This window comes from Streptomyces sp. WAC 01529 (assembly GCF_003945545.1).
In the GTDB taxonomy this organism is placed as follows: Bacteria; Actinomycetota; Actinomycetes; order Streptomycetales; family Streptomycetaceae; genus Streptomyces; species Streptomyces anatolicus.
This window is the reverse complement of record NZ_CP029617.1, coordinates 5,613,568-5,634,451: the sequence shown is the minus strand read 5'-3', so window position 1 is coordinate 5,634,451 and position 20,884 is coordinate 5,613,568. Positions and strand designations below refer to the sequence as shown.

23 protein-coding genes are annotated in these 20,884 nt (G+C 71.9%); 10 read left to right on the top strand and 13 right to left on the bottom strand.

Annotated features, from left to right (window positions below):
- Nucleotides 1–68: 68 nt before the first annotated feature.
- Complete coding sequence (locus tag DMA15_RS25365; RefSeq protein WP_125515066.1) at nt 69–251, top strand: DUF6104 family protein; 183 nt, start codon at nt 69–71, stop codon at nt 249–251.
- A 37-nt stretch (nt 252–288) separates the two neighbouring features.
- Here DMA15_RS25365 and DMA15_RS25360 read toward each other — a convergent pair whose 3' ends face one another.
- Entirely contained in the window at nt 289–1,212 is a 924-nt protein-coding gene (locus DMA15_RS25360; protein ID WP_206302837.1) for a TIGR03620 family F420-dependent LLM class oxidoreductase, read from the bottom strand.
- 186 nt (nt 1,213–1,398) lie between these two features.
- Between DMA15_RS25360 and DMA15_RS25355 the strand changes: the two genes are divergently transcribed.
- Nucleotides 1,399–2,022 carry a TetR/AcrR family transcriptional regulator gene (locus DMA15_RS25355; protein ID WP_125515065.1) on the top strand — a complete coding sequence of 208 codons (624 nt, stop codon included), beginning with the start codon at nt 1,399–1,401 and terminating at the stop codon, nt 2,020–2,022.
- A 66-nt stretch (nt 2,023–2,088) separates the two neighbouring features.
- Here the strand turns inward: DMA15_RS25355 and DMA15_RS25350 are convergent, their stop codons facing one another.
- Nucleotides 2,089–2,913, bottom strand: coding sequence for a hypothetical protein (locus tag DMA15_RS25350; RefSeq protein WP_125515064.1), 825 nt, complete (start codon nt 2,911–2,913; stop codon nt 2,089–2,091).
- A gap of 140 nt (nt 2,914–3,053) precedes the next feature.
- Between DMA15_RS25350 and DMA15_RS25345 the strand changes: the two genes are divergently transcribed.
- Both DMA15_RS25345 and DMA15_RS25340 read left to right on the top strand, forming a co-directional pair.
- Nucleotides 3,054–4,013 (top strand): DUF4097 family beta strand repeat-containing protein, encoded by a 960-nt coding sequence (locus tag DMA15_RS25345; RefSeq protein ID WP_125515063.1) that lies wholly within the window; start codon nt 3,054–3,056, stop codon nt 4,011–4,013.
- A 1-nt stretch (nt 4,014) separates the two neighbouring features.
- Nucleotides 4,015–5,307: a PadR family transcriptional regulator gene (locus DMA15_RS25340; protein ID WP_125515062.1), complete on the top strand. Its 1,293-nt coding sequence runs from the start codon at nt 4,015–4,017 to the stop codon at nt 5,305–5,307.
- A gap of 119 nt (nt 5,308–5,426) precedes the next feature.
- Here DMA15_RS25340 and DMA15_RS25335 read toward each other — a convergent pair whose 3' ends face one another.
- The 4 genes from DMA15_RS25335 to DMA15_RS25320 form a co-directional block, all read right to left on the bottom strand.
- Nucleotides 5,427–6,029 carry a Clp protease N-terminal domain-containing protein gene (locus DMA15_RS25335; RefSeq protein WP_125515061.1) on the bottom strand — a complete coding sequence of 201 codons (603 nt, stop codon included), beginning with the start codon at nt 6,027–6,029 and terminating at the stop codon, nt 5,427–5,429.
- Nucleotides 6,029–6,238 (bottom strand): helix-turn-helix domain-containing protein, encoded by a 210-nt coding sequence (locus DMA15_RS25330; protein WP_055531231.1) that lies wholly within the window; start codon nt 6,236–6,238, stop codon nt 6,029–6,031. The genes DMA15_RS25335 and DMA15_RS25330 overlap by 1 nt, the downstream gene beginning before the upstream one ends.
- Nucleotides 6,239–6,298: 60 nt before the next feature.
- Nucleotides 6,299–7,261 (bottom strand): zinc-binding dehydrogenase, encoded by a 963-nt coding sequence (locus tag DMA15_RS25325; protein ID WP_125515060.1) that lies wholly within the window; start codon nt 7,259–7,261, stop codon nt 6,299–6,301.
- 143 nt (nt 7,262–7,404) lie between these two features.
- Complete coding sequence (locus DMA15_RS25320) at nt 7,405–8,628, bottom strand: NADP-dependent malic enzyme (RefSeq protein ID WP_125515059.1); 1,224 nt, start codon at nt 8,626–8,628, stop codon at nt 7,405–7,407.
- A gap of 463 nt (nt 8,629–9,091) precedes the next feature.
- Here DMA15_RS25320 and DMA15_RS25315 point away from each other — a divergent pair, with 463 nt between their 5' ends.
- Genes DMA15_RS25315 through DMA15_RS25305 form a run of 3 tightly spaced genes read left to right on the top strand, consistent with a single transcriptional unit; the run spans nt 9,092 to nt 11,791 of the window.
- Nucleotides 9,092–10,048, top strand: coding sequence for an ABC transporter substrate-binding protein (locus DMA15_RS25315; protein WP_125515058.1), 957 nt, complete (start codon nt 9,092–9,094; stop codon nt 10,046–10,048).
- 37 nt (nt 10,049–10,085) lie between these two features.
- Nucleotides 10,086–11,030: an amino acid ABC transporter permease gene (locus DMA15_RS25310; protein WP_125515057.1), complete on the top strand. Its 945-nt coding sequence runs from the start codon at nt 10,086–10,088 to the stop codon at nt 11,028–11,030.
- Nucleotides 11,030–11,791: an amino acid ABC transporter ATP-binding protein gene (locus DMA15_RS25305; RefSeq protein ID WP_125515056.1), complete on the top strand. Its 762-nt coding sequence runs from the start codon at nt 11,030–11,032 to the stop codon at nt 11,789–11,791. Before DMA15_RS25310 ends, DMA15_RS25305 begins: the two co-directional genes overlap by 1 nt.
- Before the next feature lie 127 nt (nt 11,792–11,918).
- Here the strand turns inward: DMA15_RS25305 and DMA15_RS25300 are convergent, their stop codons facing one another.
- On the bottom strand, nt 11,919–12,704 hold the full coding sequence (locus DMA15_RS25300) for a class I SAM-dependent methyltransferase (protein ID WP_125515055.1): 786 nt from the start codon (nt 12,702–12,704) through the stop codon (nt 11,919–11,921).
- A 91-nt stretch (nt 12,705–12,795) separates the two neighbouring features.
- Here DMA15_RS25300 and DMA15_RS25295 point away from each other — a divergent pair, with 91 nt between their 5' ends.
- Nucleotides 12,796–13,446 (top strand): CGNR zinc finger domain-containing protein, encoded by a 651-nt coding sequence (locus DMA15_RS25295; protein ID WP_125515054.1) that lies wholly within the window; start codon nt 12,796–12,798, stop codon nt 13,444–13,446.
- Here DMA15_RS25295 and sodX read toward each other — a convergent pair.
- Nucleotides 13,329–13,763, bottom strand: a complete 435-nt coding sequence (gene sodX / locus DMA15_RS25290) for a nickel-type superoxide dismutase maturation protease (RefSeq protein WP_164551822.1) — start codon at nt 13,761–13,763, stop codon at nt 13,329–13,331. The two genes, DMA15_RS25295 and sodX, sit on opposite strands and share 118 nt — an antisense overlap.
- Nucleotides 13,764–13,908: 145 nt before the next feature.
- Between sodX and sodN the strand changes: the two genes are divergently transcribed.
- Complete coding sequence (gene sodN, locus DMA15_RS25285) at nt 13,909–14,304, top strand: superoxide dismutase, Ni (protein ID WP_125515053.1); 396 nt, start codon at nt 13,909–13,911, stop codon at nt 14,302–14,304.
- Between the two features lie 228 nt (nt 14,305–14,532).
- Entirely contained in the window at nt 14,533–16,629 is a 2,097-nt protein-coding gene (locus DMA15_RS25280; RefSeq protein WP_125515052.1) for a TetM/TetW/TetO/TetS family tetracycline resistance ribosomal protection protein, read from the top strand.
- A gap of 22 nt (nt 16,630–16,651) precedes the next feature.
- On the opposite strand, the gene DMA15_RS25275 is transcribed toward DMA15_RS25280, so the two are convergent.
- From DMA15_RS25275 to DMA15_RS25255, 5 genes are all read right to left on the bottom strand, one after another.
- Nucleotides 16,652–17,281, bottom strand: a complete 630-nt coding sequence (locus DMA15_RS25275; RefSeq protein ID WP_125515051.1) for an HAD-IA family hydrolase — start codon at nt 17,279–17,281, stop codon at nt 16,652–16,654.
- Between the two features lie 99 nt (nt 17,282–17,380).
- Nucleotides 17,381–18,214 carry a hypothetical protein gene (locus DMA15_RS25270; RefSeq protein WP_125515050.1) on the bottom strand — a complete coding sequence of 278 codons (834 nt, stop codon included), beginning with the start codon at nt 18,212–18,214 and terminating at the stop codon, nt 17,381–17,383.
- Nucleotides 18,215–18,406: 192 nt separating this feature from the next.
- Complete coding sequence (locus tag DMA15_RS25265; RefSeq protein ID WP_125515049.1) at nt 18,407–18,802, bottom strand: hypothetical protein; 396 nt, start codon at nt 18,800–18,802, stop codon at nt 18,407–18,409.
- Nucleotides 18,803–18,895: 93 nt separating this feature from the next.
- Nucleotides 18,896–19,513, bottom strand: coding sequence for a GNAT family N-acetyltransferase (locus DMA15_RS25260; RefSeq protein ID WP_125515048.1), 618 nt, complete (start codon nt 19,511–19,513; stop codon nt 18,896–18,898).
- 280 nt (nt 19,514–19,793) lie between these two features.
- Nucleotides 19,794–20,861 (bottom strand): family 2 encapsulin nanocompartment cargo protein polyprenyl transferase, encoded by a 1,068-nt coding sequence (locus DMA15_RS25255; RefSeq protein ID WP_240660261.1) that lies wholly within the window; start codon nt 20,859–20,861, stop codon nt 19,794–19,796.
- Nucleotides 20,862–20,884 lie beyond the last annotated feature (23 nt).

Sequence of the window (20,884 nt, the reverse complement as noted above, 5' to 3'; positions counted from 1 at the left end):
ACCGGCGTGTGCGGGGTCCCGGCCGCCTACCATGAGGGGGAAGAGGCCGTCCGCATCAGGAGCATGAGTTGTACTTCACCGACCGTGGCATCGAGGAGCTGGAGAAGCGGCGCGGCGAGGAGGAGGTCACCTTCGAGTGGCTCGCCGAGCAGCTCCGCGCCTTCGTGGACCTCAACCCCGACTTCGAGGTCCCGGTCGAGCGCCTGGCGACGTGGCTGGCGCGGCTGGACGACGAGGACGACGACGAGTAACGCATAGCCGTAGTCAGTAGTACGGCGGTCCTCACAGTCACCCGCTGACGAGCGCGGGTGCCAGCTCCCGCCACTGCGGCAGGGGCAGCGCCGCCGGGTCCTCGGTCAGCACCTGTACGCAGACGTGGTCGGCGCCCGCTTCGAGATGGGCCCGCACGCGCGCGTGGAGCACGTCGACGTCTCCGTAGGCGACGATCGCGTCGACGAGTCGGCGGCTGGGCCGGCCGTCGACGAGGTCTTCGTCCCCGAATCCCATGCGCCGTACGTTCGCCGCCTGGTGGGGAGCGCTGGTGACGTAGCCCGCCACGTGCCGCGCGGCCACCTCTCGCGCCCGGTCGACGTCCGTGTCGAGGACGACGGCCTGCTCGACGCCGAGGAACGCGTCCGGCCCCATGGTCCTTCGCGCGAGCGCCGTGTGCGCGACGGGCACGAAGTACGGGTGGGCGCCCCAGGTGCGCTCGGCGGCCAGCGCCAGCATCTTGGGGCCGAGCGCCGCGAGGACACGGCGCGGGGCGGGGTCGGCGGCGGGGCCGTGCGCGGGGGCCGCGTCCATGGAGTCCAGGTAGCGGCGCATCGTCGCGAGGGCCTTCCCGCGCGCGGGGACGGGATAGCCGTCGACCTCCACGACGGTGTCGTCGACCCGGTGGCCGCCCAGACCGAGCAGATAGCGTCCGGGGAAGGCCTCGCCGAGCGTGCGCTCGGCCGCCGCCATGGCCAGTGGGTCCCGGAAGGCGATGTTGGCGATGCCCGAGGCGACGGCGAGGCGCCGGGTCGCGGAGAGCAGCAGCCAGGCCTGCCCCACGGTGTCCCGCCCGAAGGCCTCTCCGTACCAGAGGGCGCCGTACCCCAGCTCCTCGATCTCCGCGGCGGCCTCCCGGACCCGTCCCGCGGGGTGCCCCTCGAAGGCGAACGTCCACACCCCGGCCCGTCCGAGCCCGTCCCGCCGCATAGCGCCACTCATGCGCCCACCCTTGCCTTCCCGTGCTGTTCCGGCCTGCGTACCGGCCTGCGTCCCAGCCTGCCTGTGCGGCTTCCGGCCGACGCCCGCCCCGCTTTCCGGAGAGGTTCTCCGTCTCGTGGGCGCCAGAATACGGAGACCCTCTCCGGTTGGCTAGCCTCCGGCCGTCCGGTAGGCGACGATGACCCGATGAGGGAACCCCAGGAACGGCGCGGCCAGGCGGGGCACGACCGCCGCACCCCCGCGGACCGAGACCTCGCCGACCGGCGGCCGCGCGCGGACGCGCGGCGCAATCGCGAGCGGATCGTCGCCGCGGCACGCGAGGCGTTCGCCGAGTCGGGCCCGGAGGCCTCCCTCAACGAGATCGCCCGCCGCGCGGGGGTCGGCCCGGGCACGCTCTACCGCCACTTCCCCGCGCGCCCCGCACTTCTGACGGCGGTGCTCCAGGACCGGATCGACAGCCTGTGCGCACGCGCGGAGGAGCTGCTCGCCGCCGACTCCCCGGATGAGGCGCTGACCGAGTGGCTGCGCGCGCTGCTCGCCCACGCGCGCGTCAACCAGGGCCTGGGCAGCGCCCTGCTGCTTGAGCGGCCGGACGCACTGGGCTTTGACTGCCACCAGCGGATCCAGGACACGGCACACGGGCTCCTGGCGCGGGCCCAGCGCCTGGGCACGGCCCGCCCCGACCTGACCGCTCCCGACCTGGTCCAACTGGTGGTGGGCATCGCGCTGTCGACGTCCCACGCCACGGCGGACCCGGCCCAGCCGGACCGTCTGCTGGCCCTCGCCCTCGACGCCGTACGCCGCCGCTGAGCCGCTGGTTCAGGCGGTCATCCGCGCCGCCGCGCTCGGCGAGGGGCTCGCGCCCGGCGAGGGTCTTCAGTGCCGCGCGCGCATCCGGTCGTACGCGAGTCCCAGCGCCCCCTGCACCAGCAGCACCGCGGCCGCCACGGCCCAGCCCCCGCTGCGCCGCCGCACCGCCCAGGCCGCGAGGGGCACTCCGGCCGCCACCTGCGCCGCGGCCAGCGCCCGTGCCCGGGGGCCGCGCACCCAGGGGCCGAGCGGCCCGCTCTCGACCACCTCGAACTCCGCCCGTACCGCGTCGCGCCATCCGGCCCACTCGACCTTGCGCAGGTCGCGCTGGACCCACGCCGTCTCGCGCAGCCGGTCAGCCGGTTCACCGGGGGCCAGACCGGGCGGGAGGGCGAGTCCGGTGCGGGTGAGGACGGCGAGGAGGCCGAGCATCCTGGCGCGCGCGTCGGCCTGCGTGTCGGGCCGGGTCAGCGCCTCCAGGGACTGCATGTCCAGGACGGGGTCGAGGCCGAGCCGCGCGGCGAACGTCCGCATGGCCTCGTCCTCGCCGACGGGCGTGCCGTTCGCCAGCCATTCGTAGCCGACGGTGCGCCGGAAGCCGGCGGCGAGGGTGTAGCCGCAGCGGTCGGTGTCCCACCACAGGGCGAGCACGGGCCTGCCGGAGCCGACCGCGAGCGCGGTGGCCCAGCCGGTGAGCACCCGGTCGACCGGCTCCTCGCCGTGCAGCCAGGGCTTACCCTCGGGCACCAGCACGCTCCAGCCGCTGCCGGCCGGTGCGAGCAGCATTCCCTCGCGGAGCAGGTGGGCAACGGGCTCGGCGACGTCGGGTTCGGCGCGGCAGAGCAGCAGCGCGCCGACGCCCAGGGCGCGCTCGGAGGCTTCTGGCGACATGGCCCCACGCTAGGACAGAGGTTCACCCTCGGCATGTCTTGACTTCGCGGAGCCGCGATATATCGTGAATAGGGAGAGACGCGATATGACGTGTCGTGTCCGGGCGTGGCCGCCTGGGCCCGCATCGAGGAGGTCACCGCATGTCAGAGTGGTCCGTCGCCGAGCCCCGAAGGCTCGCGTTCGACGCCCCGGTGGCGACCCTCCGCGTCCGCGTGGTCAACGGAACGGTGAACGTGGTGGGCACCGAGGAAGGTTCCGCCCGCCTGGAGGTCTCCGAGATCGACGGGACGCCCCTGACCGTCACCCACGAGGACGGCACCCTCTCCGTCGCCTACGACGACCTGCCCTGGAAGAATTTCCTCACGTGGCTCGACCCCGGGAGCTGGCGCCGTGACGCGGTCGTCTCGCTGGCGGTGCCCGTGGGCACGCGCGTGGAGGTCGGTGTGGTCGGCGCGGCCGCCACGGTCTCCGGGATCGAGGGGCCCGTGGAGGTGAAGGGCGTCACCGGCGACACGACCCTGGTGGGCCTCTCCGGCCCCCTCCGCGCCGAGACGGTCTCCGGGAGCGTGGTGGCCCAGGGCATCACGGGAGACCTGCGGTTCACCTCTGCCTCCGGCGACCTGACCGTGGTCGAGGCGGTGGGTTCCGCCGTCCGTGCGGATTCGGTGACCGGCTCGATGGTCGTGGACCTCGACCCGGCGGGCAGTCCGACGGACATCGCCCTGACGACCGTCTCGGGCGAGATCGCGGTCCGCCTCCCGCACCCGGCTGACGCCGAGGTGGAGGTGGACACCACGACCGGATCGGTGTCGAACGCCTTCGAGGGTCTGCGGACCAGCGACCAGTGGGGCGCCCAGCGGCTCACGGGCCGGCTCGGCTCGGGCGGCGGAAGGCTCAGGGCGACCACGGTGTCCGGACCCATCGCGCTGCTGCGCAGGCCGCCGACGGAGGAGGATCCGTACGACGATGTCCCTCTGGATGTCGCCCAGGCGGACGCCACCGCACCGGACGACGACCTGAGCGCCACCCCGCCCCATGGCCCGTCCGGTGGCCCGACCGACGGCCCGAGCAACGGCCCGACCCACAAGAAGGTGCTCTGAGATGCCCCCCGTGTTCGCCCACGGCCGCCTGCGCCTGTACCTCCTCAAGCTGCTCGACGAGGCCCCGCGCCACGGCTATGAAGTGATCCGCCTCCTCGAAGAGCGCTTCCAGGGGCTGTACGCGCCCTCGGCGGGCACGGTCTATCCGCGCCTCGCCAAGCTGGAGGCCGAGGGCCTGGTCACGCACACCACCGAGGGCGGCCGGAAGGTCTACGCCCTCACGGATGCGGGCCGCGCCGAGCTGGCAGGCCGCGGCGGCGAGCTGGCCGACCTGGAGCTGGAGATCCGCGACTCCGTCGCCGAACTGGCCGCGGAGATCCGCGACGGCGTCCAGGGCGCGGCGGGCGATCTGCGCCGCGAGATGCGGGCGGCCGCCGACGAGGCGCGTGCCTCGGGCGGTGGCGCGGGCACCGGCGAGGCCTCCTCCGCCCCGTCCGACCCCTTCGGGGGCGTCTGGGGCGACAAGGACGGCTGGCGCAAGGCGAAGGAGGAGTTCAACCGCGCCAAGCAGGAGTGGAAGGAGCAGGCGCGCCGCGCGAAGGACGAGAGCCGCCGGGCCCGCGAGGAGGCCCAGCGGGCCCGCCGCCAGGCCAAGGAGGCCCAGGAGAGGGCGCGGACCCTGGCTGAGGAGGAGGCCCAGCGCATCGCCCAGCGCGTCCAGGAGCAGGTCCGTGACCACTTCACGCGAGGCGACTGGCCGGCGGGCGTACGAGAGAACCTGACGGAACTGGCCAAGGGGTTGGGCGAGTTCGGCATGGACTTGGGCAAGCACTTCCCCTACGCGTCCGGCCCCGCGTCCGGCACGGACTGCGGGACCGAGCGGGGGGCCGATTCCGGCGCCGGTACCGGGGCCGATTCCGGCGCCGGCACCAAAGCCGGCCCCGAGGCCGGCCCCTCCGGCGCCGCTTCCCAAGCCGCTTCCCAAGCCGCTCCCGGAACCACTCCCGGCCCCTGCCCCGAGGCTGGGCCCGCATCCGAGGCGGGCCCCAGCCCTGACCCACGTACTCGATCCGCCTCAGCGACTGCCCCCCAGACCGCCCCCGGGACCGGGGGACCCACATTCAGTGCCGCTCCCGAGGACCTGATCGTGGAGTACCTCCCCGACTGGGCCCGCGAGGAGTCGAGCGGCGACCCGGCCCGCGACCTCGACCGCCTGCTCGACCGCTTCCGCGACGACATCCGCGACGCGGCCCGCGACCACGGCGTGACGGAGGAGCAACTCCGCGAGGCCCGCGGCCACTTGTCGGCGGCGGCGGCCCACATCGGAGCGACCCTGCACCCACGGAAACGCTGACGCCGGGACGAGCCACCCCTCGGCCCCCACCCGCACCGACCCCCTGACAACGGGCCGGGAGGCCGGGGGCCAGGGGGCCAGGGGGCCAGGGGGCCAGGAGCCAGCGGTCGGCCCGCGCGTCAGCCCGCCGCCGCCGCAGGCCCGCCCCACAGGACCCGGTCCACCGCCGCATGCGTCACCCCGTGGTCCGCGAGGACCTCGGAGACGATGCCGGGGCGGACCGTGAGGGCGAGCAAGAGATGCTCGTCGCCGATGCGGCGGTCGCGGCGGGCGGTGGCGATGCGCAGGGACTTCACCAGGGTGTCCTTGGCCTCGCGGGAGAAGGGCACCCGGCCGAACCACCCCCGCCCGGCCTTGCCGGACCCTGACCTGCCGGCCCCGGACCCGGACTTGCCGCCGCCATCCGTCAGCGCGCCCTCGCCATGGGCCTCTTCGACGCGGGAGACGATCTCGGCGACGTCGATGCCGAGCCCGGCCAGCGCGGCCGCGTCGGCCTGCGAGAGGCCGCCACGGCGCCGCGCCCCGCTCAGCGCCTCCTCGATCGAGTCCCGGTGGCGCGCCGCACCGAGGGAGGCGAGAGCGAACGACCCCCGGCTCGCCTCGCGGTCGAGCAGCGCGAGCAGCAGATGCCCGTCGTCGACCGCGTCGGCACTCCCCCGTTCCGCGTGCCCGACCGCGCCCACCACCACGGCGCGGGCATCCTTGGTGAACCGCTCGAACATCACTGCCTCCCGTACTTCTTGTGCACGGCCTGCCTGCTCACCCCGAGTTCCGCGGCGATCTCCTGCCACGACCAGCCCTGCCGGCGCGCGCTGCGCACCTGCACGGCCTCCAACCGCTCCACCAGCTTCCGCAGCGCGGAGACGGCACGCAGCCCGACCCGGGGGTCCTGATCGCCCGCCCGCTCGGCGAGATCCGTAGCTTCGGTCATACATGTCAACCTACGTTGACAAGAGGCAGTCGTCAACCAAAGTTGACGCAAGGGTCCGGCTCAGACCTCCAGCACGATCTTCCCGAACTGCTCCCCGGCTTCCAGCCGCTCGAAGCCCTCCCGCGCCCGGTCGAGCGGCAGCACCTCGTCGATGACGGGGCGCACGCCCGTGGCGGCACAGAAGGAGAGCAGGTCCTCCAGCTCGTCCTTGGTGCCCATCGTCGAGCCGACGACCTTCAGCTCCAGGAAGAAGATCCGGGTGAGTTCGGCGTGCGCGGGACGGTCACCGCTCGTCGCCCCGGAGATCACCAACGTACCTCCGGGCTTCAGCGACTTGACCGAGTGCGACCAGGTCGCCGCGCCCACGGTCTCGATGACGGCGTCGACCCGCTGCGGCAGCCGCGCCCCGGACTCGACCGCCTCCACGGCCCCCAGCTCCAGTGCCCGCTTCCGCTTGGCCTCGTCGCGGCTGGTGGCGAAGACCCGCAGGCCCGCCGCCTTGCCGAGCATGATGGCGGCCGTGGCGACACCGCCGCCCGCGCCCTGCACGAGGACGGAATCCCCCGGGCGCACACCGGCGTTGGTGAAGAGCATGCGGTAGGCGGTCAGCCACGCGGTCGGCAGGCAGGCCGCCTCGGCGAAGGACAGCTCCTTCGGCTTGGGCAGCACGTTCCAGGTGGGCACGGCCACGCGCTCGGCGAAGGCCCCCTGGTACTTCTCGGTCAGGATGGACCGGCCCTCGCGGGGGCCGACGCCGTGCCCCGACTGTCCGATGACGGAGTGGAGGACGACCTCGTTCCCGTCCTCGTCGATCCCGGCGGCGTCACAGCCGAGGATCATCGGCAGCTTGTCCTCGGCGAGACCGACCCCACGCAGCGACCACAGGTCGTGGTGGTTCAGGGAGGCGGCCTTGACATTCACGGTCGACCAGCCGGGGCGCGCGTCGGGGGCCGGACGCTCCCCCAACTCAAGGCCGCTGAGCGGCTGGTCACGGTCGATACGGGCGGCGTAAGCAGCGAACATGACGCCGACCATAGGCAGTACGGGCGGCCTGGCGGAACCACGTACGGCTGTGACACGCGCCGCGCCCCCCGCCGCGGAAGCTCGCGGTGGGGGGCGCGGTCACACACGTGCGGTCACACACACGGTCACATGCGCGCGGGCGCTCAGCGGCGCGCGACGCCCTCTGCCCGTGCCGCGGCGGCGACCGCGGCCGTGACGGCCGGGGCGACCCGCTCGTCGAACGGCGACGGGATCACGTAGTCGGCGGAGAGCTCGTCCCCGACGACCCCCGCGAGGGCGTCGGCGGCGGCGATCTTCATGCCCTCGGTGATCCGCGAGGCACGCACCTGGAGCGCTCCCGCGAAGATCCCCGGGAAGGCCAGCACGTTGTTGATCTGGTTCGGGTAGTCCGAACGCCCGGTCGCCACGACGGCCGCGTACTTGTGCGCGACGTCGGGGTGGACCTCCGGGTTCGGGTTGGCCATGGCGAACACGAAGGAGTTGGGCGCCATGGAGGCGACGGCCGGCTCCGGGACGGTGCCGCCCGAGACGCCGATGAAGACATCGGCACCCGCGAGGGCGGACTCCAGCGATCCGCTCAGCCCCGCCTTGTTGGTCAGCTCGGCCAGCTCGCGCTTGACCGGCGTCAGGTCGTCCCGGTCCCGGCTCACGATGCCCTTGCGGTCCGCGACCGCCACATCCCCGAGCCCCGCCTCGAGCAGGAACTTGGCGATGGCGACACCGGCGGCGCCGGCACCCGAGATGACGGCGCGCAGCTCGCCGAGGGTACGCCCGGTCAGCTTCGCCGCGTTCCGCAGCGCCGCCAGCGTCACCACGGCCGTGCCGTGCTGGTCGTCGTGGAAGACCGGGATGTCGAGCCGCTCCTGGAGCTTGCGCTCGATCTCGAAGCACCGCGGCGCCGAGATGTCCTCCAGATTCACACCACCGAAGGACGGGGCGAGCCGCACCACGGTCTCGACGATCTCGTCGGCGTCGGTCGTCGCGAGCGCGATCGGCACCGCGTCCACGCCGCCGAACTGCTTGAAGAGAATGGCCTTGCCCTCCATGACGGGGAGCGAGGCCTCTGCGCCGATGTCCCCGAGACCGAGCACGGCGGTCCCGTCGGTCACCACGGCGACGACGTTCGACTTCCACGTGTAGTCGTGGACGAGCTCCGGCCGCTCGGCGATCGCGCTGCACACTTTCGCGACGCCGGGCGTGTACGCGAGGGACAGGTCGTCCTTGTCGCGGATCGGCACGGTGGCCTGCACGGCCATCTTGCCGCCACGGTGCAGCGCGAAGGCCGGATCGAAGGGCTCGCCCGCACCAGCAGGGCCCTCATGATCCGTACTGCTGTCGCTGCGAGGATTGACGATCTCCGCTGCCACTTGTCTGACCCCTTAAGTCTTAATCATTCGTTGAGGGTGTCCACTCCCGGTTGAGAAGTGGGCGGGCACCGTGTCCGTTCCCCGTCTGTCGACGGAGGAGAGGTACGGACACGCGGGCGCGCCGCACACGCGCCCTGAGCCCCGGATGAGGGGTGTAGCCAACCTTTGTACCCGAAGCCGGTGGGCCCGGGCGAGTGACATTGGTTGCAGGGGGCGCCGATCGGTCCACATGGCGAGATTGCCGGAGTATGGGCAGGTTAACGGTGGTTTGCGTGTCTTCCCATACACCCTTGCTGTACCGGGCTGTGCGCATTCACAGAGGGCCCGTTATCCGATTTTGACATCTCCGGCACCCAGAATCGGACGGTCCGAATGGCAAGATGCCGTCATCACACGAGGTCGCGACACCCGAAGGTGTGTGCACGACCCATCGGCAACTCCCTCATCCGCCGGAGGACCCACCATGACCGCAAGCCCCATTTGTCGTAAGACCGCAGCCAAGTCCGCGAAGTCCCGGATTGCCGCGGTCGGCGCGATCGCGGTCGCCGGTGCGCTGCTGCTGTCCGGCTGTGGCGACCAGACCAACGACAAGGAGAGCAACGCGGTCGTCGACGCGCCGCTCGCCGACAAGCTGCCCAAGGACATCCGCGACAAGGGCGTCATCAAGGTCGGGTCCGACATCGCCTACCCGCCGGTCGAGTTCAAGGACAAGTCCGGCAAGACCGTCGGTATCGACCCCGACCTGGGCGAGGCGCTCGGCAAGCAGCTCGGCGTGAGGTTCGAGTTCGAGAACGGCACCTTCGACACCCTCCTCGGCGGTCTGCGCTCCAAGCGCTACCAGATCGCCATGTCGGCCATGACGGACACCAAGAACCGTCAGGAGGGCATCGACGAGGAGACCGGCAAGAAGATCGGTGACGGCGTCGACTTCGTCGACTACTTCACCGCCGGTGTCTCGATCTACACCAAGAAGGGCGACGACCAGGGCATCAAGACCTGGTCCGACCTCTGCGGCAAGAAGATCGTCGTGCAGCGCGGAACCGTCTCGCACGACCTGGCCAAGGCCGAGTCGAAGAAGTGCAAGGGCGGCAAGAAGATCGCGATCGAGCAGTACGACAACGACCAGCAGGCCCAGACCCGGCTGCGCTCCGGCGGCGCCGACGCCGGCTCCTCCGACTTCCCCGTGGCCGCGTACGCGGTGAAGACCTCCGGCGGCGGCAAGGACTTCCAGCTCGTCGGCGAGCAGGTCGAGGCGGCTCCGTACGGCATCGCGGTCTCCAAGAAGAACCCCAAGCTGCGTGACGCGATCAAGGCCGCGCTCGACGCGATCATCCAGAACGGCGACTACGAAGAGATCGTCAAGAAGTGGGGCGTCGAGGCCGGCGCGGTCAAGGAAGCCAAGATCAACGGCGGCAAGTAACCACCCGCTCTCCCTCAGTCGCTGAAAGGCCACGCACGTGACCACCGACATCTCCAAGAAGGGCCCCGAGGACGACGTCCCGAAGGCGCGGCAGGCGGAGGCCATCAAGGCCATCCCCGTGCGGCACTTCGGCCGGTACGTCGCGGCGGTCCTGGCGATCGGCGTCCTCGCCTCGATCGTCTACGCCTTCTCGCAGGGTGACATCAAGTGGGGCGCGATCCCCGACAACTTCTTCGACGAGCGCATCCTCAAGGGTGTCCGCGAGACGCTGCTCCTCACCTTCCTCTCGATGCTCATCGGCGTCGTGGGCGGCGTGATCCTGTCCGTGATGCGCCTGTCGAAGAACCCGGTGACCTCCTCGATCGCCTGGTTCTACATCTGGTTCTTCCGCGGTACGCCGGTCCTGGTCCAGCTCTTCGTCTGGTTCAACCTCGGCTTCGTCTTCGACTACATCAACCTCGGTCCGGTCTACAAGGACGAGTGGTCGGACTTCATGACGCCGTTCCTGACGGCGCTGCTCGGTCTCGGCCTGAACGAGGCCGCGTACATGGCGGAGATCTGCCGCGCCGGTCTGCTCTCGGTCGACGAGGGCCAGACCGAGGCCTCGCACGCGCTCGGCATGAGCCACAACAAGACGCTGCGCCGCGTGGTGCTGCCGCAGGCGATGCGCGTGGTCGTGCCGCCGACGGGCAACGAGTTCATCAACATGCTCAAGACGACCTCGCTCGTCGCCGCCGTGCAGTACTACGAACTCCTCAAGTACGCCCAGGACATCGGCACCTCGTCGGGCGCGACCGTGGAGACGCTGCTGCTCGCCGCCTGCTGGTACCTGATCATGACGTCGATCCTCAGCGTCGGCCAGTACTACCTGGAGCGGTACTACGCCCGCGGCTCGTCCCGCTCCCTGCCGGACACCCCCTTCCAGAAGATCAAGGCCAACATGCTGTCGCTGAGCAACCGCGGCGCGGGAGGTGTGCGCTGATGACCGCCATGGTGAAGGCCGAGGGCGTCCACAAGTCGTTCGGTCACGTAGAGGTCCTCAAGGGCATCGACCTCGAGGTCGCGAGCGGCGAGGTGTTCTGCCTGATCGGCCCGTCCGGTTCCGGCAAGTCGACGTTCCTGCGCTGCATCAACCACCTGGAGAAGATCAACGCCGGTCGGCTGTACGTCGACGGGGAGCTGGTCGGCTACCGGCAGAAGGGAGACAAGCTGTACGAGCTGAAGGACAGCGAGGTCGCCCTCAAGCGCCGGGACATCGGCATGGTCTTCCAGCGCTTCAACCTCTTCCCGCACATGACGGCGCTGGAGAACGTCATGGAGGCGCCGGTCCAGGTCAAGGGCATCGCCAAGAGCCAGGCGCGCGAGCGCGCCGGCCAGCTGCTCGAACGGGTGGGCCTCGCCGACAAGGCGAAGAACTACCCCTCGCAGCTCTCCGGTGGCCAGCAGCAGCGCGTGGCGATCGCGCGGGCGCTGGCGATGGACCCGAAGCTGATGCTGTTCGACGAGCCGACGTCGGCGCTCGACCCCGAGCTGGTCGGCGACGTCCTCGACGTGATGCGCGACCTCGCGGAGTCCGGCATGACGATGATCGTCGTGACACACGAGATGGGCTTCGCACGGGAGGTCGGCGACAACCTCGTCTTCATGGACGGCGGCGTGGTGGTCGAATCGGGCCACCCCCGAGACGTCCTGACCAACCCCCAACAGGAACGCACGCAGTCGTTCCTGTCGAAGGTGCTCTAGCGCTCCGCTGGTCTCAGTGATCGCCGAAGGGGCCGGTACGGAATCCGTACCGGCCCCTTCGGCGCGCCCCTTAAGGGGCGCGGGGAACTGCGCGACCAGCCCCCACCGAACCCGCGGGGAGATCCCGCTACTTAAGACCCATGACCACCGCGTCGGACGGCGAGGCCCACACGACCCGCGCCTCCCCGAAGCCCGCCTCCCGCAGAGCCCGCGCATGCCACTCGGCGGACGGCATGTCCCCGTCCGCGTGCTCCCCGTAGATCTCGAACCGCTTCGCGGTGGGCGCGGCCAGGACCGGATCCTGCGCGGCCAGCTGCCACCACTCCTTCCAGTCCAGCACGCCCTCGCTCTTGGCCCGGTCCATCCGGCGGTGCCGGTACGCGCTCTCGGCCGCGTTCAGCCGAGGAGTGGCCGGATCGGGCATGTGGTCCGCGTTCATGAAGACGCCGCCGTCCCGGACGAGCCCGCCGAGCTGGCCGTAGAGGGTCGCGAGCGGTTCACTGTGCAGCCAGTGCAGGGCGGTCGCGGTGAGCACGGCGTCGTACGAGTCGTGCGGCAGCGCGGCGGCCCAGTCGGGGTCCAGCAGGTCGGCGGTGACGAAGGTGACGCGGTCGTCGCCGGCGAAGGTGCCCTCGGCGATGGTGAGCAGCGCGGGGTCGAGATCGACGCCGACACTGGTGGCGTCCGGGAACCTCTGGAGCAGCCGGTCCGTAATACTTCCCGTACCGCACGCCAGATCGAGCACGCGGGGCGCGGGGCCGACCACGGCCTCGACCATGTCGAGCATGATCCGGAACCGCTCCTCGCGGTCCGGCAGGTACCACTGCTGCTGGCGGTCCCAGCTGGCCTGCCAGGCACGCCAGTCGGTGCCGAGCCCGGACCCGGTCTCGGCGCCGGTCCCCGTTTCCGTCATCAGAACCCCTCCACTCCGTAATACCCTGGTACGGCAATCGGCTATTACCTGCCGACGAGACGACCATAGCCCGCCCTCGTAAGGACTACAAGTGGAACTGGCCTATTACTCGGACTACGCCGTACGTCTGGTCAACAGCGAGGAGCCGGGCCGCAACAAGGACGCGCTGACCTCGGTCGAAGCCATCCGGGAGCTGTTCGGGCCGAGCACGCAGATGGCCCGCCGCGCGACGGACTCCGACGTCACCCGCTTCCGGTCCGTACGGGGCAGGCTCCGTGCCGTCTTCGAGGCGGCGGACGGCGGCGACGAGACACTCGCGGTCGACCTGCTGAACTCCCTGCTCCTGGAGTTCCCCGTCAGCCCGCAGATCTCGGGCCACGACCACCGCGACGGCGACGGCCGCCCGCTGTGGCACATGCACCTGGCGGACCACCCCTCGAACGCCACCGCCGGGTACGCGGCGATCGCCGCGATGGGCCTCGCCTTCCACCTCACCGAGCACGGCGTGGACCGCCTGGGCCTGTGCGAGGCGGCGCCGTGCCGCAACGCCTACCTCGACACATCGACGAACCGCTCCCGGCGCTACTGCTCGGACCGCTGCGCGACCCGCGCCAACGTGGCCGCCTACCGCGCCCGCAAGCGCCTGGAGACCGAGCGCTCGGCGAGCACGGGACGCACGGCGGAGACCGCCCAGCGCGCCAGCGCCACCGGCGAGCGCCGCCCGGACGCGGGTGGCCGGTAACGCAGCCGGACCCGGCCCAGGACCAGCTCCTCGGGGACAACGCCGTAGTCCGTGCTGTCGCCGCCCGCGAACGCGTTGTCGCCCCGCACCCACCAGCCGCCCTCGCGGCGCTCCTTGGCGCGCTTGACGACCAGCAGATCCTGCTGGAACGGATGGCGCAGGACCACCACGTCACCCGGGCGGACGCGCGCGCCCCACCGCACGAGCAGCCGGTCCCCGTGGTACAGCGTGGGCACCATCGAAGGGCCCGTCACCTCCGCGGCGCCCCACGGCAGGACGGCCCTTCCCCGCTCGCTCTCCTGCGACAGCTCCGGCATCACCGGCACCTCCCCGGTCCTATCCTCCACCGGTCCCGGTCCGACCCTGGACTTTTGTCCTAAGCCCATGGGGGCACTCGCGAAAACCGGTCTCTCACGGAGTAATGTCCCACCTGAGAAGACGATCACGAGGAAGGACAGCCACATGCTTTCCCGCCTGTTCGCCCCCAAGGTGAAGGTCAGCGCCCACTGCGACCTCCCCTGCGGCGTGTACGACCCGGCCCAGGCCCGCATCGAGGCGGAGTCCGTCAAGGCCGTGCAGGAGAAGATGGCCGCCAACGACGACGCGCAGTTCCAGACGCGCGCCATCGCCATCAAGGAGCAGCGCGCGGAGCTCGCCAAGCACCACGTGTCGGTGCTCTGGAGCGACTACTTCAAGCCCCCGCACTTCGAGAAGTACCCGGAGCTGCACCAGCTGGTCAACGACACCCTCAAGGCCCTCTCGGCCGCCAAGGGCTCCGCTGACCCGGCCACGGGCCAGAAGGCGCTGGACTACATCGCCCAGATCGACAAGATCTTCTGGGAGACCAAGAAGGCCTGATCTGCGCGAGCACCCCGTGGGGGCCCGTCCGGCACACCGGACGGGCCCCTTCGGCGTCTCCCCGCGCCGCGTCCCCGCGCTTAATCGTTTGCCGGGCCCGCCGGCCGCCTGCTGCACTGGAAGGAGCCGGCGAGAGCCCGGCGGAGTCGACCAAGGAGAAGGAAATGCGGCGTTCGTTCATGTCCCGCCCCGAAGGAAGTCACCTCTCTTCAAAGGACATGACGGTACGTGCATTCTGCTGCTCCGCACACACTGAATCTGGGCATCCTGGCCCACATCGACGCCGGTAAGACGAGCCTGACCGAGCGGCTGCTGCACGCCGCCGGTGTCATCGACGAGGTCGGCCGCGTCGACGACGGGAACACCCTGACCGACTCCCTCGCGCTGGAGCGCCGGCGCGGCATCACGATCAAGTCCGCGGTCGTCTCCTTCGTCATCGAGGCCCCCGAGAGCGCCGGGGCGAGTGGCGACGGCGTCACGGTCAACCTCATCGACACCCCCGGCCACCCGGACTTCATCGCCGAGGTGGAGCGCGTCCTGAGCGTGCTCGACGGCGCCGTGCTGGTGGTCTCCGCCGTGGAGGGCGTCCAGGCGCAGACCCGCGTCCTGCTGCGCACCCTGCGCAGGCTGCGCGTCCCCACGCTCATCTTCGTGAACAAGGCCGACCGCGCGGGCGCCCGCTACGACGGCGTCCTGAAGCACATCGCGGAACGCCTCACCCCGGACATCATCCCGATGGGCACGGTCACGCGCCTCGGCACCCGCGAGGCCCGCTTCACCCCCTTCACCGCCGGTTCCGGATCCCCCGCGCGGCCGGGCGACGGCGACGACTTCACCGCCCGCCTCACCGAACTGCTCGCCGGGCACGACGACGCACTCCTCACCGCGTACGTCGACGACGCGGCGTCCCTCTCGTACGCCCGTCTCCGCGGTGAGCTGGCCCGGCAGACCGGCCGCGCCCTGGTGCACCCCGTCTACTTCGGCTCAGCGGTGACGGGCGTCGGCGTCCGCGAACTGATGGACGGCATCCGCGAATTGCTGCCCTCGGCCGTCGGGGACGCCGAAGGCCCGCTCTCCGGAAGCGTGTTCAAGGTCGAGCGCGGGGCCGCCGGGGAGAAGATCGCGTACGTACGCGTGTTCTCGGGCACGGTCCGCACACGCGACCGCGTCGACATCCTCGGCGGCGCGGCGGACAGCGGGGCCCACGGCCGCCGCGAGGGGAAGGTCACCGCCGTCAGCGTCTTCGACCAGGGCACCGACGAACGCCGCGCGGAGGTCCGCGCCGGACGGATCGGCAAGCTGTGGGGGCTCGGCGACGTACGTATCGGCGACGTGATCGGCGCACCGCCCAAGGGGAGCGAGCCGGGCGCGCACTTCTTCGCGCCGCCCACCCTGGAGACGGTCGTCACGCCGGTACGCCCCGCCGACCGGGGAGCCCTCCACCTCGCGCTCACCCAACTCGCCGAGCAGGACCCGTTGATCGACCTGCGGCAGGACGCCGTACGGCGCGAGGTGTCGGTCTCGCTCTACGGGGAGGTACAGAAGGAGGTCATCCAGGCCACGCTCGCCGAGGACTTCGGGCTTGACGTCCGCTTCCGGGAGACGACGACGATCTGCGTGGAGCGGCTCGTCGGCACGGGTGAGGCGTTCGAGGTCGGCGAGCAGGAACCCAACCCGTTCCTCGCCACGGTCGGGCTGCGCGTCGAGCCCGCGCCGGTGGGCTCCGGGGTGGAGTTCCGGCTGGGCGTCGAGCTGGGTTCGATGCCGTACGCGTTCTTCCGCGCGGTCGAGGAGACCGTCCGGGAGACCCTGCACCAGGGCCTGTACGGGTGGCGCGTCCCCGACTGCGCCGTCACGATGACGCGCGCCGGGTACTGGCCGCGCCAGAGCCACGCCCACGGCACCTTCGACAAGAGCATGTCGAGCACGGCGGGCGACTTCCGGAATCTGACGCCGCTGGTCCTGATGGACGCGCTGCGCGAGGCGGGCACGGCGGTGCACGAACCGATGCACCGCTTCCGGCTCGACGTGCCCGCCGACACAGTCGGGGCGGTGCTGCCCGCCCTCGCCCGGCTGCGGGCCGTACCGCACACACCGACGACGAGCGGAGTCTCGTACCGCCTGGAAGGGGACATCCCGGCGCAACAGGTCCACGCGCTGGAGCAGATGCTGCCCGGACTCACGCGCGGCGAGGGCGAGCTGGAGTCCGCCTTCGACCACTACGAGCCGGTGCGGGGCGCTCCCCCGAAGCGCGAGCGGACGGACCACGATCCGCTCAACCGCAAGGACTATCTGCTGCGGGTGGTGCGCAGGACGCCCGCGTGAGGGCCGGGCCTCTCCACCGAGGTCAGATGAGCGGGGCCAACACCACGTGCAGGTCGGCCGGTTCGCGGTACAGCAGGCCGGTCATGCCGAGCGCCTCGGCCGCGTCCACGTTCTCCTGGCGGTCGTCGACGAAGAGGCAGCGGCCGGGGGCGGTACCGGCCCGCTCCGCCGCCGTCTCGTAGATGCGGCGGTCCGGCTTGGTGACACCGAGGTCGGCGCTGCTGATCACGTCGTCGAAGAGCCCGGCGGGCCCGGTGAGCCCGAGCAGGGCCAGATCGTCGGCCAGCCACGGCGTCGCGTTCGTCACCAGCAGGACCGGCAGCCCGGCCGCGCGGACCCGCCGGAGCAGTCCGACCACCGCGTCGTCGGCCCGGAACTTGGTCTCCGCCAGGGTGGTCCCGAGCGCGTGCCCGCACTCCCACGGCACCCGCTCGGCGAGCCCGCGGGCGATCGAGTCGATCCACTGCTCCTTGGTGATCTCGCCGCGCATCAGCGGCAGATCGGTCTCGGGCGCGAAGGCGATCTCGGCGGTGCTGCCCCGCGGCAGCCCGGCCGAGGCCTCCAGCTGCTCCAGCTCCGCCATGTCGTAGAAGCGGATCACGCCGTCGAGGTCACTCAGTACGGCGTCGAACGCCCGGCCGGAGAGGGTCATCGCATGTGTCTATCACGCGACCGCGGCACTGCCTGCCGGGGGCCTGCCGGGGCCTCCCCGGGACCTGCCGGGGCCTGCCGGGACCTGCCGGCCGGGGGGCTATTCGCCGAGGGCCTTGCTGACGGCGGCCCGCAGCCGGTCCTGGTCCTCGCGTACGGCCTCGTACCGGGACTTGTCGCGGCGCAGGTCGGCGCGCTGCTTCTCGTTGCTGACGGCCCACCAGACCCCGGCGGTGTTCAGCTGCCGGTTGCACTCGACGTCGGCGACGGCCGTCTCCAACTCCCGCCGCGTACGTGCCGTGTTGCCGTCCTCGCGCCCCACGTGCCACGCCTTGTCACGGAAGGCGTCGGCCGGACTCTCGTACTCCTTGAACCCCTTGCCCTCGACACAGCGCGACCAGTCCCGGAAGGCCCTGCGCACCCGCTGGTCCCTCGCGACGGCCTTGTCCAGCTCCTCGACGCGTCCGGGAACGTAACCCCACAGGCGCTCCTCGTCCGATACGTCCGCCATGAGCCGCCGCGAGCCCTCCGCCGAGCAGCCTCCCTCGGGGACCTTGCGGCCGCGCACCACCATGGGGTCGCCGCCCTCCGCGCCGAGGCCGTGCAGCACCTCGTCCTCCCGCTCTGTGGGCGCCCGCCCCTTCGGCAGGGCCCGCGCGGCCGCGTCGGGGTCGAAGCCGTACCCCCAGCGGCGCGCCTGGCCGAGGTCGAGCATCCCGTAGGGGGCAACCCACGTCACGGTGCTGTTGACCGACTCGCTCAACTGCACGCCCAGCCCGGGGTCGCGGGGGAAGTCATCGAACCCGTACGACCGCATGCATCTCTGCACGACAAGCGACTGGGCCCGCTGCATGCGCTCGCTGTCACGGGCGCTCAACTCAAACTTGTCCAGCGGCAGTTCGGGGAAGTCCGCCTCGCTCTTCACGCGGGGCACACCCGGCTCCCGCGCATAGACCGGAACAGAGTCGTCCGAAAGAAAGTCCGGGCCGGCCCCGGACCCCACCCACACCAGCCCCGCGAACACCAGCCCCGCCAGGGCGAGTCCACCCCACCGCGCCTTCACCGCACCCCTCCCCAACACCCTGGGCGAGCCACCGACCGACCCATGGGGCGGGCACGCGTAATCTCATTCAGCCTTGTCGGCCTTGTCGGCCTTGTTGTGCTCGTCGTCCTTGTCAGCCTCGTCGTCCTCCACGCCGACCGGGCGCGGGGCCGCCGGGCCCACTTCCGCTTCCGCTTCGGGGGCGCCGCGACCCGCTGGGTCCGGTAACGCCACCGTCCTCCTGCCGTGCCGCGACCGGAAGCGCCTGCCGCTGGTCCGGCCTGCGGCCCGCGCGGCTTCGGCCTCGTCGTCGACGCGGACTTCGCAATGTGCGTTACGACATGGCCCGGGGCGCCAGACCGGCACGAACACCCCGAGCACCTTGCGCCGCCGGATGACCGTGCCGACCGGCTCTCCGCAGGCGCCGCAGACCGGCTCGTCCTGCGGGCCGGCGCCGGGCCGGGGCCCTTCGCTGCCCATGCGGACAGTTTATTCCCGGTGGGCGCGATGGGGCAGCCCGAAGACGCCGCCACCCTGCCCGTAACCCGTCCCCGGACCGGCCCCACGCCCACCTCAGGCCACCGCCCGGGGCTCCCGCCACATCGGCCACATCCGCGGGCCGTCCGGCAGATCGAGCGGCGTCCCCGTGAAGGCGAACCCCAGCCGCTCGTACAGGTCGCGGCTCCGCGCGTTGCTCGCCTCCAGATAGGCGTGCAGGCCCTCGCGGTCGCAGCGTTCGAGAACGGTGGTGACCAGTGCCGTGCCCAGCCCCTCCCCCTGCCGGTCCGGCCGCACGGCGATCATGTGCAGGTACTGGTGCGCCCGGTCAGTCGGGTGGGCCTCGTCCGCCAATCGGCCGATCAGCTCGACCCGCACGTTCTCCGGGTCGATCGCCTCGCGCAGCAGCGCGGGCCCATCCGCCTCAACATCCCCGGTGTCTCCGCTCCCGGGCGCCGACGCGGATACGGACCACCACAGGGCCGCGGCCGCACCGTCCTCGGTGATGTCGATGTAGCCCTCGTCGAGCGCGAGGTCGAAGAAGGCGGCCATCAACGCCGCGTGCCTGCGCCGACGGTGCTCCTCATCGGGGAAGACCCAGCTGCTCACCGGGTCCCACATGAACGCCTCGTCGAGCAACCGGACCACGGCGTCCCGGTCCCCCTCCCCGGCCCTACGGATCGCCACGCCCACAGCCCGCCCCGCCCCTCACCACTCGCCCGCCTCCGACGGCACGGCGCCCCGCGCGCTCAACTCCACGCGACCGCCCGCCGGTTGCAGCCTAAGTGATCGGCTCCGCGCGCGCGGAAGGCCCCCGCGGTCCGCCGGAATCCCGACGCCCGCGGGGCCTCACCTCCCCTCACCCCTCTTCCCTCACCTCGCCCCCTCGCCCCCCTCACCTCCAGGCCCCCCGGCCTCCCGTCCTCACCCCCCGACCGTCATACGCCCGTACGCCCGTACGCCGCTGCGCCCCTCAGTGCGTGCGCCGCGTCACGAACTCGGCGAGCGCCAGCAGTCCGCCCGCCGCCTCCGGATCCGGGACGGCCCTGGCGAGCTGGCCCACCGCCCGTGACATCCGGTCGGCCGCGTGCACCTGCGCCCAGTCGCGGCCGCCCGCCCGCTCCACCAGATGCGCCGCACGCTCCAGCTCGGCCTCGCTCTCGGCGGGCGGCCCGCCGTACAGCCCGGCCAGCTCGGTGGCGGCCGGCGTGCCCGAGGCGAGCGCGGCGACCACCGGCAGGGACTTCTTGCGGGCCACCAGGTCGGCACCGGCGGGTTTGCCCGTGTGACCGGGGTCGCCCCAGATGCCGATGACGTCGTCGATGAGCTGGAAGGCGAGCCCGGCCTCCCTGCCGAACCCGTCGAGCGCGTCGACCTCCTCCGGTCCCCCGCCCGCGTACAACGCACCGAGCGCGCACGCGCAGCCGAGCAGCGCACCGGTCTTGGCCTCGGCCATCGCCAGGCACTCGTCGAGCGTCACCTCGTCCGGGCCGCGCCGCTCCATGGCGCAGTCCGCGTGCTGCCCCGCGCAGAGCTCCACGACACAGCGGGCCAGCCGGGCGGCCGCCGCCGGGGCCCCTGGGTGGGGGTCCTCGGCGAGCAGCCGCTGCCCCAGCGCCTGCAGAGCGTCGCCGACCAGGATCGCGTCGGCGTCACCGAACACGGTCCAGGCGGTGGGCCGGTGCCGGCGCGTGGTGTCGCGGTCGATGACGTCGTCATGCAGCAGCGTGAAGTTGTGGATCAGCTCCACGGCCGCCGCGGCCCGCACGGCCACGGCGGGCTCCCCGCCGAGCGCCCGCACCGCGGCGAGCACGAGGGCGGGCCTGATGGCCTTCCCCGCGTTCCCCGCGGCCGGTGAACCGTCGGCGTGTTCCCACCCGAAGTGGTAGCGCGCGACCCTGCGCAGGGAGCTGGGCAGCGAGTCGATCGCCCGGCGCAGCTCGGGGTCGACGCACGCGCGCGCCGCCGCCAGGACCTCCGCGGCCTCCTGCCCGTCACCGGGACCCCGCGGCCATGCCGCCCTCTCCGCCATACCTGCCATGCCTGCCATGTCCGTCGTCGTGT